The sequence below is a fragment of the Granulicella tundricola MP5ACTX9 genome, assembly GCF_000178975.2.
GTDB classification, from domain to species: domain Bacteria; phylum Acidobacteriota; class Terriglobia; order Terriglobales; family Acidobacteriaceae; genus Edaphobacter; species Edaphobacter tundricola.
In genome coordinates this window covers 122,319-140,383 of record NC_015057.1, presented here as the reverse complement: position 1 = coordinate 140,383, position 18,065 = coordinate 122,319, and the positions used below count along the sequence as shown (strand labels likewise).

Here is an 18,065-nt window from a genome sequence, read left to right as displayed (position 1 = left end):
CGGCAAGCCCAATAAAGGACATTTTGGCGTAGCTATTGCAAACGTGTTCCGTTGGCTTTAGATACAGAAAAGTGTCAGCGCTTATAAGGCGTTGATGAACTTGAGTGGCAGATGTGTATGTGTTCTCAGTATTTTAGCCCATGGGGCGGTTAGCGCAAGCACATAATTTCGCAGCCTGCGAAATGGGAGCGAGTGCTCGAGGATGACGGTTTCAACTCGATCATCGGCAAGGGCCGATGCTCTACACTCATACGCCTTGTGGCGAAAGAATGATCAGACTGGAAGAGACCTTGTTGCGTCCGCTGCCTTTGGATTTATAGAGGGCTGCGTCGGCTGCCTGCAGCAGGCCTGACCTCAGGTCCGTGATCGACCCACCCGATTGCTCGACCGCAGTGGCCACTCCAACACTCACCGTGACGACAGAGCCGTGGGCAGCATTCCCCTGGTGCGGGATCCTGAGCTGCTCGACATGATGACGGAGGCATTCTGCCAGTTGAACGTCCCCACCCGGATCGGCTGAAGTAACGATCGCAACCAGTTCTTCTCCACCGTACCGTGCGACGAAACCGCCTACCGAAATAAGACTGGAGGCGAGAGCGTCTGCCAGTGTTCTCAGGCAATCATCCCCCACGAGATGCCCATAAGCATCATTAAATGCTTTGAAATGATCCACATCGAGAAGAATAAGCGAGATACGTCTTCCTTCATAACCATTCTGAGCCGCAACGCGCTGCATCTCCTGGTCAAAGGATCGCCTGTTGCCTATGCCCGTAAGACCATCGGTCAAGGCAAGAGCTTCGAGTCTCTGCTCCAATAGCTTTCGCTCGCTGATATCGCGCATATTCAGCAAAACCTGCCAGGGAGCGTTCTCGCCGAGGTCCCGTAGCAGGCGCGCGTTGAACTCAAACCAGAGGTATGAGCCGTCTTTCGCACGCACCCGGGCCGTAGCAGGGGAGTTCTCGCAGTCGGGATCGTCCATCAATCTTTGATGAGCCATCCGGATTCGACCCTTGTCCTCTTCATGAATGAGGCGCAACGGGAACAAGGCAAGCATCTCCTCTGTCGACCATCCCAGAGTCTTCGTGGCCGACGGCGAGCAGTAGGTGCAATGGAGGTCCATTGAAATGCGGCAGAGCACGTCGATGCTGTATTCGGCCATAAGCCTGAAAATTCTTGACTCCACATGCTCGGAAGGAGACATTGTGATCACGATCCTTTGCTTCACGATTCCTGATAGATGCCAGCTATCCTAGACACGTTAGCCTGTTTCCCTTTGAATCGTTATCACACCAACGCGGCATCGGGGGGCGCAAAGGCGTCAGTGCGTCATGAGATGGTGGATGTGAGGCGTTGGGCGGCAATCAGCCTGCATTTAATCGATGGCGGCCCGGATCGATCATCGAGGCTGCCGTTCCACTCCACGAATCGACCCGTTCAGTCTGGATTATTTTCCTCTTGCGCCGGCGCTTTCTCCATCAATCGGCGCAAGGTCGGCTCGACGTATTAGCATCGAGATATTCATGACCATCGACCTCGAACTGCACCACCGAACGGCATATCACTACGAACGTGCAGTCTCGCTTGGCCCACAGGTGATCCAGTTGCGCCCCGCCCCGCACTGCCGGACGCCGATCCGCAGCTACGCGCTCGCTCTCCAGCCCTCCGGCGGCGCGGTGCACTGGCAGTTCGACGCGTTAGGCAACCCCCTCGCCCGGGTGCTCCTGGCCGAGAAGATCACCGATTTCCTGGTCGATGTGACCTTGGTCGCGGATATGACGCCGATCAATGCGTTCGACTTCGTTCTCGATTCCGGCTTTGAGATGTTTCCCTTCCAATATCCCGCTGAAATGGCGCGGAACCTTGAACCGTATCGAGCCGTGGAACAACCTGGGTCGCGGTTCCAGGCGCTCCTGAACGAAATTCCTGCCTCTCCATGCGGCACCGTAGCGTTTGTGGGTGATATGACGAGCTACGTACGAGACCGCGTGGGGTACACCACACGCATGGAACATGGCGTACAAAGCTGCGAGCAGACCCTGACGACCCTGACCGGCTCCTGCCGCGATTCGGCCTGGCTCCTGGTACAGGTCTTTCGATCCTTCGGGCTGGCGGCGCGCTTTGTTTCGGGATATCTAATCCAGCTTGCGGGGGAACAATCCGAAAGCGGGGAGTGGAGCGGGCCCAAGGCTGATACGGCCGATCTTCATGCCTGGGCAGAGGTTTTTTTGCCGGGCGCGGGGTGGATCGGCGTGGACCCGACCTCGGGCCTGTTCACCGCTGAAGGACACATTCCACTGGTATGCACGCCCAGTCCTGGGGAGGCTGCGCCCATCTCCGGCACGGTCGAGCCAGCGGCCGTGGAGTTCAGCCACACACTGACGGTGCGACGTCTCAACGAGGCGCCAAGCCTCGAAAGACCATTCAGCGACGACGCCTGGCAGCGTGTCCGAACCGTGGCACACACGGTGGACGCGAGCCTCCGCGAGCAGGATGTACGCCTGACCATGGGCGGCGAGCCGACGTTTGTAGGAATTGATGAGCCGGAGAGCCCACAGTGGAATCTGGAAGCACTCGGCGATATCAAGCGAAACCGAGCAATGGTGCTGATCCGCCGGTTGCGGGAACGAACCGCGCCAGGCGGCCTGCTGCACTTCGGCCAGGGTAAGTGGTACCCGGGCGAGCCGTTGCCGCGCTGGGCGTTCCACTGCATCTCGCGCACCGATGGCGTACCCGTTTGGGAAGATGCTGATTGGTTCGCGCATGATGACGTTGCGTCGAGCTTTGGCGATGCTGACAGCTTGCGCTTTCTCACTGCGCTGGCGCGTCGCCTGCAGGTGAGTGAAGAAAATATCCTGGCGGCATTCGAACCAGACTCGAGCGCCGATGCGGAGTCGGTCGGGTATATTCTTCCGCTGCGCCGGCGTCAGCCTGAGGGCCGCCTGGCCTGGTCGAGCCAGCTCTGGTTCCCGCGGCCGGATAGACTGACGCTCTTCCCGGGCGACTCGCCCATCGGCTACCGGATCACGGCTGAGTTGGTGCCCTTTGTTGCACCGGATGAGCTAAAGCACACCATGGAAGGTGAGGGCGAGGACGCACTCGTGAAGCTGCCAGGCCGCCCCGCGCATCGTCCGGAGCTCTTCGCCATTGCCGCCACGCCTGATCCTTTGCCTCCGCTGTCGAGCACGGCTGAGAACGCACCTGAACTGGTCCGCCCGGCCCTTTGCGTTCAAGCTGTGGACGGCCAACTGCACGTTTTTCTGCCTTACACGCCGGTCGTCGCGGACTACCTGGATCTGGTGGCCGCAGTCGAGGACACATGCCAGCATCTGAGCATGCCCATCTGGCTGGAAGGCTACACGCCTCCGCACGATCCGCGTCTGCGCAACTACGGCCTCACACCGGACCCCGGTGTTCTGGAAGTGAACCTGCCGCCCACCTCTGACTGGGACACGCTCGAAGAGTTGAATGAGACGCTGCACGAGGAGGCGCACGCCCATCGTTTGATCGCGGGCAAGTTCGCCTACGACGGAAGTCACCTCAATACTGGCGGCGGCAGTCACATCGTCCTGGGCTCCAGCAGCGTGCTCCAGAGTCCGGTTTTGCGGCGTCCCGACCTCCTGCGTTCGATGGTTACGTTCTGGCAACGGCACCCATCCCTGTCATACCTCTTTGCCGGTATGTACGTGGGCCCCACCAGCCAGTATCCGCGTGTCGATGAGGCACGCGTCGATGCCCTCTATGAGCTTGAGGTCGCTTTTAGCCAGTTGCGGGACCGCGCTGAATGCCCGCCCTGGATTCTTGACGGCCTGTTCCGCAACCTGCTGGTGGACGTAACGGGCAACACCCACCGCGCGGAGTTCTGCATCGACAAGATGTACCCGCCCGAAGGCCAGGGCCTGCGCGCAGGCCTGTTGGAACTACGCGCCTTTGAGATGCAGCCACACTATCGCATGGGCCTTCTGCAGATGCTTCTGGTGCGTGCGCTGGTGAGCGTGTTCTGGAAGCAGCCCTGTACCGACTCCCTGATTCGCTGGGAGGCCACGCTGCATGACCGCTTCATGCTGCCGCACTTCGTCCGCGAGGACTTCCGCGAGGTGCTGGCTTCCTTGCGCCAGGCCGGATTCGCCTTCGAGGACGACTGGTTTCAGACTCACGCCGAGTTCCGCTTCCCGCGCATCGGAGCCGTTCACGGTGAGGGCTTCGATCTGGAGCTGCGCCAGGCGCTCGAGCCTTGGAATGTACTGGCTGAAGAGACGAGCTCCGGCCGCACGGGGCGCAGCGTGGACTCGTCGTTGGAGCGTATGCAGGTCAAGCTGACGCAGCCCTCGGGAGAGAGCTTTGGCTCGCGCCTGATCGTAACCTGCAACGGACGCCGCGTGCCGCTGGTCCCGACCGGCGTGCCGGGTGAGATGGTGGCTGGTATCCGCTACCGGGCGCGGATGTTGTCGGCCGCCCTGCACCCCACGATCCCGGTGCATACGCCGCTGGTCTTCGATCTGATCAGGACGGACGCGTTGGGTACCTCTACCGTCTCCCAGGGCCGCTCCATCGCCCGCTCCATCGCCCGCTGTACCTACTTTGCCGGCCCGCCCGATGGAAGCGTGCATACAACCCGTCCTCGCGATGCAGAGCAAGCCCAGGCACGGCGGAACGAACGTTTTGTAGTCTCAGAACCTCCCTCCGGGCCGATGCCGCTTCCTCCTGATGAACGCAATCCGATCTTTCCCATGACGCTTGACCTGCGTTTTCCGCAACCAGTGGACGAGAAAGACAGACCAAATCCGGAGCAGGCCGGTTGAGCGCCGCTCTGCCTGGCGTAGAGCACGGTGTCGATCCGGTCGAGCGGTACGAGTCCGCGCCCCGTCCCGCTCGCACCTGGGAGGAGTCTTCCACGGATGGCGTGAACCCGCGCGAGCACTGGTCTGGGTTGATGCACTCGCTCGAGACCCTGGGAACCGAAGAGCTGCGCCGACGCTGGGCGCTGGCCGAACGGCGTATCCGCGAAAACGGCGTCACCTATAACATCTACGGCGACCCCGAAGGCATGAACCGGCCCTGGCAGACCGACCTCGTGCCGCTGCTGATCGCTGAAGACGAGTGGCGCTTTCTCGAAGCCGGCATCATTCAGCGAGCTGAGCTGCTGAGCCGCCTGCTCGAAGACCTGTACGGCCCGCAGAATCTAATCACCGAAGGGCACTTCCCGGCGGCGCTGTTGTATGGCAACCCGGCTTTTCTGAGGCCCATGGTAGGGGTCACGGTGCCGCCTCATAGTCACTTGCACATGCTGGCGGTGGACCTGGCGCGTTCGCCCGACGGTCAGTGGTGGGTGCTGGCGGACCGCACGCAGGCACCTTCGGGCTCCGGATATGCGTTGGAAAACCGCACCATCGTCTCGGATGTCCTGCCCGATCTCTTTCGCGATAGCAACGTGCAGCGTCTGGCACCCTTCTTCCGGGCACAGCGTGAGGCGTTGCTGGCCATGTCGCCGCGGCAGCCTGCGCGCGTCGTGCTTCTGACGCCGGGGCCCCTCAATGAGACCTACTTCGAGCAGTCGTTTCTGGCCAAGTATCTCGGACTGACGCTGGTGGTGGGCTCGGATCTCACCGTACGCGAGCGTTGCGTCTACCTGAAGACCGTGACCGGGCTGGAGCAGGTGGACGTCATCCTGCGCCGCGTGGACGACGGCTTTTGCGATCCGCTGGAGCTACGTGGCGACTCGCTGCTGGGTGTATCGGGGCTGGTGGATGCCGTGGTGGCCGGCAACGTGGCGGTCGCAAACGCGCTCGGCAGCGGACTCATCGAGTCGGCAGCCATCATGCCTTTTCTACCCGGGCTTGCAAGTCATCTGCTGGGCGAAGAGATTAAGCTTCCCTCGGTCGCCACATGGTGGTGCGGACAGGAGCCCGCGCTGGACTGGGTGCTGGACCATTTGGACAGAGTTGTCGTCAAGCCGGCTTTTCCCTCGCGCGGCATGGAGCCAGTCTTCGGGGCTGAGCTGCCGGAGGGACAGCGCGCCGAACTGATCGAGCGTCTGCGTAAGGCTCCGCACGAGTACGTCGCGCAGGAGCGGGTCGCGCTCTCCACTGCACCCGTATGGGAGGACGACCGCCTCCTTCCGCGCAGCATGGTGCTGCGGACCTATGTGCTGCGCACGCCCAAGGGATGGGTTGCGATGCCGGGCGGCCTGGTGCGTGTGTCAGAGGCCGATGGCGCTGTTGTTTCAATGCAGCGCGGAGGCCACAGCAAGGACGCCTGGGTGCTCTCGCATAAGCCCGTCGACACCTTCAGCATGTTGCGGCCGGCTACCGAACCGCTCGATCTTCGCCGCGCATCGCCCGTCGTGCCAAGCGGCGTGGCCGACAATACCTTCTGGCTAGGCCGGTCCGTGGAGCGTGCAGAGAACATAGCTCGCATCCTCCGGTCCATGGTGCCGCGGGTTCGTCTTGGGGAGACGACGGAACTTGAGAGCCTGCTGCGTCTGCACAGTTCGCTCGGTTCGCGCCAGAGCAAGCTGCCCAAACGTAAGCAGCCCACCTTTGTCGCGCTCGAAAAAGAGATGCGTTCCATGCTGACGGACATGAAGCGCTGGGACAGCCTACCCTGCACGCTCGCCGAAATCGCACGCATCGGCGGAAACGTACGCGAGCGCCTCTCAGCCGACATGATGCTCCTCATCGGGCAACTGCGCACGGCCATGCAAAGCGAGCAGAAGCTGACGTTGCCCGAATACTCGGTGAAGCTGACAGAATGCCTGGAACTGCTATCCGCTTTCTCAGGTATGGAGCGGGAAAATCTAATTCGCGGATCAGGTTGGCTGTTCATGAGCCTTGGTCGAAGGCTGGAGCGCGCCATCTACCTCACGCGTCAGTTGCGCTTGATCACCCGGCCGCTGGCAGCAGGGAACTGGAGCTATCTGGAATATCTCCTGGAGGTTGCGGACAGCTCCGTAACCTATCGCACGCGCTACTACACCACGCTCCAGCCGCTCGCCGTGCTGGACGTGCTCATGTTGGATGGCTCCAACCCACGCTCACTGGAGTTCCAGTTAGACCATCTGGTTGAGTTGTATGAGAAATTGCCTCGTTTCGATCCGGCCGATCTCCTGACCCTGACCCGTGCGCTTGACCGGCTGCGCAGCGTAGACCTGCAGTCGATCGTGTATCCCACTCCAGGCCCCAACGGGTCAGCAGCAGGTAAACCGCTCCGTCCCGATCCGGCACTACGGCGGCTTGACCTATCCCTGGCAGAGTTGGAAGAACTCCTGCCATCCTGGTCGAACAACCTCTCCAGTCGGTACTTCAGTCATGCACGCACGCTGCCCATCAGCATGGGGCAGTAACACGCGAATGAGACAATAAACGAGACGAGGCAGTGAATCAGGCCATGCTGTACAAGATCAGCCATCGCACCACGTACAAGTATGTTTCGCCGGTCTCCTTCGGCAATCATGTGGCTTGCCTGAAACCGCGTAGCTACGATCGAAACCAGCTGATCGAGAATGTCCGGCTGATCTCTCCCAAACCTCTAACGTTTACAGAGCGGACCGACTTTTTCGGTAATGTGCTCTGGTTCTTCACGGTGCAGGAGCCGCATGAGGAGCTCGTCGTGGAATCGTTGAGCCAGGTCTTGCGCTCACCGGGTCAACCCGAGGGTGCGCCCGCTTCGCTGCCGTGGGAGCAGTCTACCCGGTCGCTGGCCGAGGATCACACGCCCGCTGGGCTCGACGCCTTCCAGTACCAGTTCGAGTCGCCACGCATCCGCACGAACCCCGAGTTCGCGGCCTATGCGCTTGAGTCGTTCACCCCCGGCCGCCCCCTGGCGGAGGCGCTGCTGGATCTGACCCGGCGCATCCACCGCGACTTCCGCTTCGATAGCAAAGTCACCACCGTGCGCACGACGCCCGAAGAGGTCTTCAAGAAGCGCGGCGGTGTATGCCAGGACTTCGCGCACCTGCAGATCGCCTGCCTGCGTTCGATTGGCGTGGCAGCACGTTATATCAGCGGCTACCTGCGTACCTACCCCCCGCCGGGCCGGCCGAGGCTGATCGGCGCTGATGCCTCGCATGCGTGGCTATCGGCCTACGATCGAGCCGCCGGCTGGCTGGATATGGACCCAACCAACGACGTCGCACCCACGGATGGACATGTGACCGTAGCCTGGGGACGCGATTACGGCGATGTCAGTCCGCTACGGGGTTTGATTCTTGGCGGCGGCGGCCACACGCTCCGTGTCGAGGTGGATATGGAGCCCATCGAGGACGCCGCAAGCAGCAGCGGTAAGCCGTTTGCATCGCCCGAGGAAGCCTCAGCCCGAATTTGATCGGGAATGGAACGGCGGCGTATGGATCCTTTACGAGGGTCAACGCACTCCTGCCCCACGGGGCCACAAGAGGAAGTATCTCGAGAACTCTCCGTCGCTCCGTACCAGCCATTAAGTTCAATTATTTAGGTGACCGAAATTTTGTAACGACCCTAACTCCTTCTTAGCTTCGACCAGGTGCATGGCGTTCGAGTCTGCATGCGCCCAGAGCGTGAGAAAGTGTTGATATGCCTCAAGGGCAGCGGGACGGCGACCCTGCGCGGCCAGGGCACGCCCAAGCCCGAGCCATGACAGAGGCACTTCCTCGGCCTCAGGCTCCTGATCGGGGCCTTCGATAACCTTGCGATAGGCAGCCTCAGCCTGAGCAGGTTCACCAGCGGCCAGGTAAGCATCCCCGCGCATCATGCTGATGACCGGGTCGCGACCCTCGAGCGGCCGCACCCGTTCCAGGGCAATGATCGCATCCTTGGGCTTATGCGTGGCCAATGCGATGATCGCTTGAATCTCAGGGCCCCGGTAGTCGTTCCAAAGAGTCCCTTGTGGGAACTCGGCCTGCATGGCGCGAACTGCATTTTCAGCCGCCGCAATGTCTCCCGCCCTCGCCAATCCCAGTACGCTGGTCTCGTCCTTCAGATCAACCGGCGCGCTTCTGAGGATGCGGATACCCTCTGCAACATCACCGGATTCAATAAGATTGGTACCTGTATCCCGAAGAAAACCATCGGCTGGCTCGGCCAGACCACGCTGCCGCATAATGGCATTCAAGGGCGGGGCGAGACGCTGCACATCGGAGAAGCGTCCCTCTGCGATCGCGATAATAACCTCATCGAACCGGATGTAAACGGCGTCAGGATGTGCGGCAGCCCACTCGCGCTGCTGCTGGACTTCGGCGTCGTCATGCAGGGCGTAGGCCGCCTGGAAGCAGTGTTCGCGGATGTTGTCGATGTCCATGCCTCTGGCAAGCGCACGCTTACACGTAGCGAGAGCCCCCTTGGGATTATCAGTCTTCATCTGCTCAAAGGCGAGGTTCGCGTACAAGCCTGCGACCGTGGGTCTCAGTTCGAGCGTGTGTTCCGCGGCAGTCAGAGCGTCCTGATGATGACCGAGTTCTCTTTCTACGTTGGATAAGCCGTTCCAGGCCTGCGCAGAACGCGGATAAAGTTCTATCCAGTTGCGATAGTTGCGTTCGGCTTCATACAGATCCTGTGTGATGGCCGAATGATAGAGCGCGACGATACCCAAACGAACAGGCTCGCTTGCGGTATCGCGCAGACTGTAGGCCTTGAGAAGCGCATCCCGCTCGGCAGTGAGGGCGAGGACGCTTCCATAATAAGCTGCCAGATCGTAATACGCTTCTGCGAACCCTGGGTCGGCCGCAACAGCTTTTTTCATCAGCTCAATCGCGTCGACGTACTTGCCCTGATTGGATTGAACCTGTGCCTGGGTGAATTCTTTGAGAGCTTCAAGCGACGCAGTACGCCCAGGGAAAAGGGGAATGTCAAAGCGGGCGATGCTGCGGCGCGACTCGCCGAGATCCCGCCGAATCTTCTCAGCCAGTTTGTCGATGCCGTGCGGAAGGCCCTCAGCCGTTGCAACCTCCTGTTTTGCCTCCGCGAGCATGGAGCCGTTCACACAACTCGTCGCCTCTTCGGTGAGCAGAAAGTGCTGACCAAAGCGAGCCACATTGCCGTGAAGCACAGCCTGGCTATTGGTGCGTTCGCAGACCTCGGCGGCGACGGCTGTGGTCATCGCAGCATCGGGATCCTGCTTCATCTCGGTCAGAGTAGCCCGGACTCTGGCAGGAGCGACCGGGGAGACAAAGGGACTCTGCGAAAGATCCATGCGCAACGCATCGACCAATGCGCTGTCCAGAACGGCGTCGCCCGTACTGCCAGCCGAGGGAGCAATGACGACGTCGACGGGAGCACCCCCGGTACGGTCCAGCCAATGCTGCCAGCCGAACCAACCCGCAATCGCTATCCCCACAACGATCAGTAAGCTACCGAGCGCCCAACGCGTTCGTCCGTCTTTCCGCACCGTGGGCAGCGCCGCCAGCGAGGTCGAATCGGCTTCGATCTCCTCTTCTTCAATCGTGATCTCGGTGACGGATGCGCTGGCATGAAGAAAGATCTGTGAGCTGGTCGCAGTCTCCTCGACGGCCTGTGGCTCAACCTCGATCGGTGCCGTGAATCGATATCCGCGGCCCGGCACCGTCTCCACGATCTTCTGTCCTGAGGCATGCCGGGAAAGCGCCTTGCGCAGCAGAAAGACATGCTGGGTGAGGTTGCTCTCTTCCACAAACTGATCGCGCCAGAGCGACTGCAACAACTCGTCTTTCGGGACGACGCGGTCGCGGTGATCGATCAGGAAAAGAAGCAGGTCGAACGTCCTGCGATTGAGCACAATCGTCTCATCCTGCCACTGGAGACGCCAGGCAGGACGATCGATGAGGTAACCCTCAAACCGGATTTTAGGTTGCATTTCCAGCAGCATGAGCGGCGATAAGCTATCGATCGGATCGTGAATAAAAACGAGACATACGTTCGCTCGCGGTATCAGGCCGTGCTTCCCGCCCTGACGTCTAAGGATCTTGCGTTTGAGGAGAAGCATATCAAACACCACCATCCCGCACGAGGTTAATAGATCGCTTAGAGACCGCGAAATGGTGAGTCCTCAAGTGCAGGATGCCTCGAAAAATCGAACCCTTTTACTTTCATACACTTGAGCGGCTCAGCAGGAATAGAGACGCAGTTGAGAGCGCGTTTTAGGACCGCCGTCCGTAGCGCATGGGAAAACAGACCCATGCCACGGAAACGGATTTCGATACGAATCGAGCCTTCAGGCAGATCCGCATCCCTGATGCGCGACTCAACCTGAGTCACAAAGAAAATACCTCATGAGGATAAACTCGCGCTGCCTTGGGTCTGCGATATCGTCTCCACGTTCAAATGGCCAAGCGATTCTAAGACCGTCTTGACCGGGCCTATCGATGACCCTTCAAAGCGAGAGCAGCCGATGCATTCGGGGGCATGAACCGGAGATTCGTGGCAGCAAGCCCTGGAGATGTTGCTTGCAAGGTAAGAGTGCCGCCACCATTTCCACGGATGAATGCGACCGCACGGCCGTCCAGCGTAGTTCGGGTGGGGTTTTCGAAAGCGGCGGTATAAGTTGGATCAGCATCGTCCGTGGCCAGCAACGTACCATCACCCGCAACCGAGAAAGTAACAGGCACGGCAACTCCGGGCACAGGAGTTCCATGTGCATCGACGACAGTGAGACGAACCTCGGTCACATCGTCGAACGTGGTGCCTAACTGCTTTGATTCGGCCGTAAGACTTAACCCGGCAGGAGTGCCCGCGGTCGTCAGCGTCTCCTCCACGCCCGGCTGATCCGTGCAGCGAGCCTTCAGCAATCCCGCCTCAAAAGTTACCTGCCAGCCCCGCGCAGAAGCGTCGGGGGGTAAAGTCTTGGCTCCAAGCGACTGACCGTTGAGAGACAGCGCAACCTCGCGGCAGTTGCTGTAAACCTCCACCTGTTCCGGGTGCGGCTCGCGGTTGGCGGGTGTCCAGTCAGGAAACGTCACCTGCTGCGGCCGATACTGGTCGAGTTCATACCCAGGATCCGTCGGCGCTTTGGGCACCCGGGCAGTGCGTCGCACAATATGGACCACCGGCCGGTCGGCCCACCAACTCTCGCGTTCCAGCGAGTCCGGCTTTGGAAAGTCCGTACGATCGTTCATGCCGGATTGATCCGCGAAGAGCGGCCAGTGCCGGCTCTCGCCCAGATAGTCGGTGCCGGACCAGAGAAACATGCCGGCGTAGGCAGCGTTGTCCCGAACCGCAAGCCATGTGGCACGGTCGTGAATATTCTCCGTCCCCAGGATCTTCCGCTCCGGCCTGGCCTCGTGAGCGGCGAGCAGCTCCCCAGGACGGTAGTTCTGACCAATCACGTCCAGCATGTCCGCGAGTCCGTCCTCATAGTCGTGCGAGGCGTTCGGTCGAAATAAAGCCTGCGTCACCGGCCGGGTCGGATCGTCCTTGTGATACTCCGCGATGAGCGAGGCGAGAATCGGTTTCGCCACGTCCGGATGCGGCGTGTCATGAATCTCATTGCCCGCACTCCAGGCGATGATGCTTGGGTGATTCCTATCCCGCCGCACGCTGTCACGCGTGTCGCGAAGGTACCAGTCGCGAAAGTTTAGGTGATAGTCGTACGGATTCTTGCCGACGGTCCAGACGTCGAAGAACTCGTCCAAAACCAGAAAACCCATGCGATCGCAAAGGTCCAGAAACTCCGGTGCAACGGGATTGTGCGCGGTCCGTATAGCGTTGGCCCCCATGTGCTGCATGGCCCGCAGCCGATGCTCCCACAGCGAAAGGGGAACGGCCATGCCAAGCGCACCGATATCGCTGTGCAACGCGACGCCTTTGATCTTCACCGTCCGTCCATTAAGAGAAAAGCCTGTAGCAGCGTCAAAATGTGCATCACGAATGCCAAAGGTCGACACCTGTAGATCGCCCGGCTGGCCGGTCTGCAAGACCTCAACTTTCGCTTGATAAAGGTTGGGATCCTTGACGTCCCAAAGTCGTGGGTGAGAGACATTCAGCGTAACCGCAAAGCTATGGACGGCGCCTGCCGCAACTGCCTGCGCGATCGACGACGCCTGTGCGACCCGGTGGCCAGACGCATCCAGAATCGTGACCCGCACCGTGGCAGTGCGTGACTGCGACGCGTCGTTGCGGACCTCAGCGCTGACTGAGACCTCTGCAGAGACGGGCATGATGTGTGGAGTCGCAATGGCGGTGCCCCAAGTTTCGAGGTGCAGCTCCGGCACATGGATCAGGTGAACGTGCCTATAGATCCCGGCCCCCTGATAAAAGCGCGATGCCGGTTGCTGGCTGTTGTCCGCCTTCACAAGGAGCAGATTATCAGCGCCCGGCGTCGCGTTCAGAAAAGGAGTCAGATCGTAGACCAGGCTGACGTACCCATTAGGCCGATGACCCAGCAGATGGCCGTTGAGCCACACATCACTATTGGCCATGATGCCGTCGAACTGAACTAAGGCACGACCCGCGCAAGCTGTCGTCGGCGACGGAATATGTCGGCGATACCAGCCGATCCCCATGGGAGCAAACCCCCCGGCGCCACCGGACAGATTCGTTACAAGCCGAGGTCCATGGATCGCCCAGTCATGCGGCAAGGTCACGGGCTGCCAGTCAACAGAGTCGGAAGCGGAAGGCTGTTCAGAGCCAGCAGCATCGCCCAGATGGAACCGCCAATCCGTGTCGAGGAGAACCTCCTGCCGGCCACAAGACACCCCAGCCGAAACCCGCCGCTGGCCTTGAGCCGATAAAGCCGAGACAAGAACAATCGCAGCCCAGGCAAGCCGCCTGCTTACAGAACGCGTCAGACTATGAGGCATGGAAAGATCTCCTTCGGCGGCTTTTCAGTCGCCCCTCAGATCGAGGAGCACGGCCATCGTACCGAGACCGTATCGCAGGCAGCTTCAGTTTAAACAAGTTGCGGCCTATCCTCCCGGCAGGGGTCGCCCCTGCAGAAGATAGACCGGCAGCAATCGGTTAGAAGGTAACACGCCCGGAGAACTGGAACCGCCGGTTGCCGCTGAAGCTGGTGAACTCACCAAACGATGCCGCGGTATTACCGGCATTCGTCCTGGAGATCGAGCCCGTATTGTTCACCGTAGACGCAAAGCCAGGGCCGGTGTTCGCGCCGTTGCTGACTGCGGAGACAGTCTGCGTCTGCGGTATGGAGAACGTGACCTTGTTCGATACGTCGAAGCAGTCTGCACGGAAGATGAACTTCACTCGCTCGCGGCTCAGATTGAAGCTGCGCTGGATTGCAGCATCGTCGTTGTATTTGCTCGGAGCGCGAAGACTTGAAATGCTGCGCGGAGCATCGCCGATCTTGGTCGTGGGCGTAGCCCCTACACCAAAGGTGGAAAGCGCCTGAAATGCATTCGGGTCCAGGTAGTGAGTCGTGTTGTAGTTCCCGTAAGTCACGCCCGGCGCACCATAGCCTCCGTTGGCCCGGATCGAGTTCTCCTTTCCCGGGACGATGTCCGGCATGCAGTTGCCCTGTGACGGCGCAGTGCAGCCGGAGCCGACGATCAGGATCGGTGTACCGGAGTTATAGGTGAAGATATCTGCCAACTGCCAGCCACCGGCCAGCGCACGAACCAGCAGGCTGTCTCCTCCAATTCCGTTCTTCCCAAACGGCGACTTGAGCACGCCATACATATTCAAATTTTGTGGGGTATCCGTAATGACCAGACTGCGGTCCGCGCGATTGTTGCCGGCGATGGGTGAGCCGTTGGAAGAGACGGAACTGGGAATCGCAAAGGCGCTGCGCGTTGTCCCGTCGTCCCCAATGTTATGGGAGTAGGTGTAATTCACTGTGAAGCTCATGCCCTTGTACTGGCGCTGGGCCAGCACAACCTCAAACGCGTTGTAGCTCAGGTTGGCAACGTTATCGTAGGTGGCACTCGGTGGTGAGGTGTACTGCGGATACGGCCGTAACATGCGACCGATCGTCGCGGCGGAGCTGACCGCACCTGCCTGCGCGTAGCCCGCGTAGGGAACTGTCACGCTGGGGTCGGCCTTCTGTGCGATCGCAATGTTAGCCGGCGTAGCCTGCGCTGCCAGGATATTCGTCTTGCCGTCGCTGGCAAGCACACCGCCCAGCGTGGCAATGTAGCGCGGATCAAGCTGCCCTGACCAGAAGCCTGAGACACCCGCTCCCGCCACAAAATGCGACTGGCTCCCGACATACGTCACCGTCAGGGTCAGGTTCTTCGTCAGCACCTTCTGCAGGCCAAGGTTCCAGAAGTTGAAGGTAGGAGCTCTGCTTGAGAGGTAAGGATCGGCATAGCCCGGCGCTCCACCCGGAGTGACGTAGGCACCGCTCGCATTGACGTAGTTGCCCGTGCCGACCGTCAGGTTCGCCACGCTGGGGCCGACCGATGGTGGGATCGCATAACCAGGGCCGCCAAAGTTGGTATTCGAGAGGCCCGCAGCCTGGAACACTGAGCTGTTGTTCAGATAGAACGAAGGACCTGCAGTCGCACCCACGTTATTGGCCGTCGGTAGAATGATGCTGGATCCAAAGCCAGTCTGTCCCGTACCCACGGAGTCGCCTGCACGTCCGCCTACACCGCCGCCGCGGGAATGCACAATCGCAAAGCCGGCGCGGAAGACCGTGTTTGGATCAGGGGAATACTCCAGTCCAAGACGCGGCCCGATGTTGCCCAGGTAGGTCGGGATCGGCGTATGGCACTCGCAGCTGATATTCGATCCCCGGAAACCCGCATACTCCAGCAGGCCAGCATTACCCGTTGCCGGATTGATCTCATTCGGATTGAAGAAGCTGTAGTTGTCATGCACCTCGTGAAACGGAGTCAGGTAGTCATATCGGACGCCCAGGTTGATCGTTAGGTTTGGTCGGATCTTCCAGTCATCCTGGAAATAGGGTGAGACCGGAGCATAGCGGCCACCCGTTTCCGCTACTAGCGGAACTGAGGTTGCTGCTGTATTGACTGCACCCAGCAGGAAGCTGGCATAGGCAAAACCAGACTTGGTGTTGTCCAGTGTATTGCCGTAGGTGCCGTTAGCGGCCTGAATAAACTGCGCGGTCGAGACGCCGTTCCAGGTCTGGTAGTAGATGCCGGACGGGCTGGTCTGCGACGTCAGGTTATCCTCCAGCCGCTGATACTGAACACCGAAGGTCATACTGTGCTTGCCCGCGTTGAGTTGAAAGTTATCGATCAGGGTATAAGCGTTGGGCGTCTGGACGGTGCTGGAAAAGGAGCCGCCCGTAGCGCTCCAGGGCGTCTCCGCATTAGTGAACAGACCTGTGGCGGTAAAGGTACTACCTGGGAAGCTGAAAGCCGCCTGCCCCGCTGGCAGGCCCGTGATGCCTACATCCGGTCCCGCTTCGTAGGGGTGCTGGTTGAACGTCGTCGAGTTGCTTCCGCCCGGGAAGCGTGTGAAGCCCACCTTGATCTGGTTCACCATGCGCGAGTTGATGCCGATCGAGTGCTCCAGCACCATCGTCGTCGGAGAGATGTTCGATGAGATCGCAGTGGCGTACGGTAAGGGAAGGACCGCTCCATAGCCCGCGGACTGACGAACTCCATGAGCATAGAAGTAGGAAAGCCGCTGCGTGTGCGGCAGATCGTAGTCCAGCTTGAAGACATACTCGTGGTTGTCAAAGCCTGAGACGCCGCCCTGTTGGAAGTTGTTGACGATGCCGTTCCCGGTCACGTTCGGCGTAGGCAGAAACTTCTGCTCATAAAGCGAGATCGGCGATTGGTAGGCAGTCGGGATGGTGTTGTTTGCGAAGGCTGGACGCTGGCAACTGCTCGTGGTGCTGCAGACCGTCGCCAGGGGGTTGTAGATGTAGTTCCCAGTTCCTAGTTCTGAGAAGTTACCTTGCCGCATCAGCAGCGTGGGGATCGTAAACGTCGTAGGCGTAACGCCCACCCGGCCATGGAATTGGTCATAGTTGGCGAAGAAAAAACCCTTGCCGTGCGTGCCAATGATCGGCCCACCGATCGAGGCGGAAAGCTCGTTCTGGTGTTCGACTGGCTTGCCAGTTGGGACGGCAACTGAAGCGCCGTTTACAACAGTGTTGTAGGTCTGCTGGTTGCCTGCGAATCCCCAGGTGTCGAAGACCGTATTCCGAATGAAGTCGACCACCTGCCCGTGATACTGCTTGGTCCCGGACTTGATCGTGAAGCCGATCGCACCAGCTCCCTGGTACTCCGCAGAAGGTGCCGCCGAGATAATCTGCAACTGTTCCACAGATTCAACCGGGATCCCGTTGGACACGATGCGATTGTCGCCCTGTTGATTGGTCGTCGTCGTCGGAACGCCGTCCACATACACCTCGGCCAGGTAGTTTCCCGTTCCCGAGAAGATCGGAGTACGCGCTCCACCCTGAGCTCCGGGCGCAAGCGTCGCCAGCGAGGTCGGGTCCCGCTGTTGATTATTCATGATGATCGGCAGCGACTCGTAGGTGTCCTGCGTGATGATCGCCTCGATGGCAGGATTGGTCGTCTGCAGCACAGGCGGAGCTTCTGAAACCGTAATCGTCTCGGTCGTGTTACCCACGTTGAGCTTGGGATTCAAGCCCGTAATCGTAAGGCCGTTGACCTCGATATTCTTCTGCGAGAGGATCTGGAAACCCTCCGCCTTGACCGTGACCGTGTACACACCCGGAATGAGTGGTGTAATGCTGTACAGGCCCGCACCGGAGCTGGTTGCGCTCGCAGAGACGCCGCTCGCCTGATTCGTCGCCGTGACCATAGCCTTCGGCACAACGGCACCCGTCTGATCCAGAACGGACCCTTCCAATGCCCCCTGGCCGCCCGTCTGCGCCATCCCGGCAGCACTTCCGAGCGTTAACAACATCGGCATCGTCAGTGCGGCCAGTCCAGTCTTCCAACCACACCCGCCATCTCTCGTGAGCCCCAGGATCGGCCCCGTCTTGCCTGTTTCAAAAAACCTCATACTGCCTCCAGAAAATGTTTACTCCGCAGCCGGTCGACTTGGTGTTCGCAACCGCATTCGCCGCTTGCATTTGTGCGGGGATCATTTAGCCAGTTCGCAGGCAGGGATGTCAATGGAAAAATAGTTCCCCCATTGCACCTCATTTACATCTCAGCTCGCGCTTAGAAAAGTGCTCCATAGCAAAACGCACGTCAAGGGCCACTCTCGTTTTTATGGTGC

General features: G+C 60.0%; 7 protein-coding genes. 3 read left to right on the top strand and 4 right to left on the bottom strand.

Annotated features, from left to right (window positions below):
- Nucleotides 1–247: 247 nt before the first annotated feature.
- Nucleotides 248–1,201: a GGDEF domain-containing protein gene (locus tag ACIX9_RS19310; protein WP_013572775.1), complete on the bottom strand. Its 954-nt coding sequence runs from the start codon at nt 1,199–1,201 to the stop codon at nt 248–250.
- Between the two features lie 319 nt (nt 1,202–1,520).
- On the opposite strand from ACIX9_RS19310, the gene ACIX9_RS19305 reads away from it, so the two are divergent.
- From ACIX9_RS19305 to ACIX9_RS19295, 3 genes are read left to right on the top strand one after another with little or no spacing between them, the layout of a single operon-like run.
- On the top strand, nt 1,521–4,799 hold the full coding sequence (locus ACIX9_RS19305; RefSeq protein ID WP_013572774.1) for a transglutaminase family protein: 3,279 nt from the start codon (nt 1,521–1,523) through the stop codon (nt 4,797–4,799).
- Nucleotides 4,796–7,339 (top strand): circularly permuted type 2 ATP-grasp protein, encoded by a 2,544-nt coding sequence (locus ACIX9_RS19300; protein WP_013572773.1) that lies wholly within the window; start codon nt 4,796–4,798, stop codon nt 7,337–7,339. Before ACIX9_RS19305 ends, ACIX9_RS19300 begins: the two co-directional genes overlap by 4 nt.
- A 44-nt stretch (nt 7,340–7,383) precedes the next feature.
- Nucleotides 7,384–8,319, top strand: a complete 936-nt coding sequence (locus tag ACIX9_RS19295; RefSeq protein ID WP_013572772.1) for a transglutaminase family protein — start codon at nt 7,384–7,386, stop codon at nt 8,317–8,319.
- 117 nt (nt 8,320–8,436) lie between these two features.
- Here the strand turns inward: ACIX9_RS19295 and ACIX9_RS19290 are convergent, their stop codons facing one another.
- The 3 genes from ACIX9_RS19290 to ACIX9_RS19280 all read right to left on the bottom strand — a co-directional run bounded on the left by ACIX9_RS19290 (nt 8,437) and on the right by ACIX9_RS19280 (nt 17,846).
- Nucleotides 8,437–10,944: a winged helix-turn-helix domain-containing protein gene (locus ACIX9_RS19290; protein ID WP_013572771.1), complete on the bottom strand. Its 2,508-nt coding sequence runs from the start codon at nt 10,942–10,944 to the stop codon at nt 8,437–8,439.
- 358 nt (nt 10,945–11,302) lie between these two features.
- On the bottom strand, nt 11,303–13,741 hold the full coding sequence (locus tag ACIX9_RS19285; protein ID WP_013572770.1) for a glycoside hydrolase family 2 TIM barrel-domain containing protein: 2,439 nt from the start codon (nt 13,739–13,741) through the stop codon (nt 11,303–11,305).
- Nucleotides 13,742–13,898: 157 nt separating this feature from the next.
- The gene (locus tag ACIX9_RS19280) at nt 13,899–17,846 is read right to left on the bottom strand and encodes a TonB-dependent receptor (protein ID WP_013572769.1); all 3,948 of its coding nucleotides are present in this window, start codon (nt 17,844–17,846) and stop codon (nt 13,899–13,901) included.
- Nucleotides 17,847–18,065 lie beyond the last annotated feature (219 nt).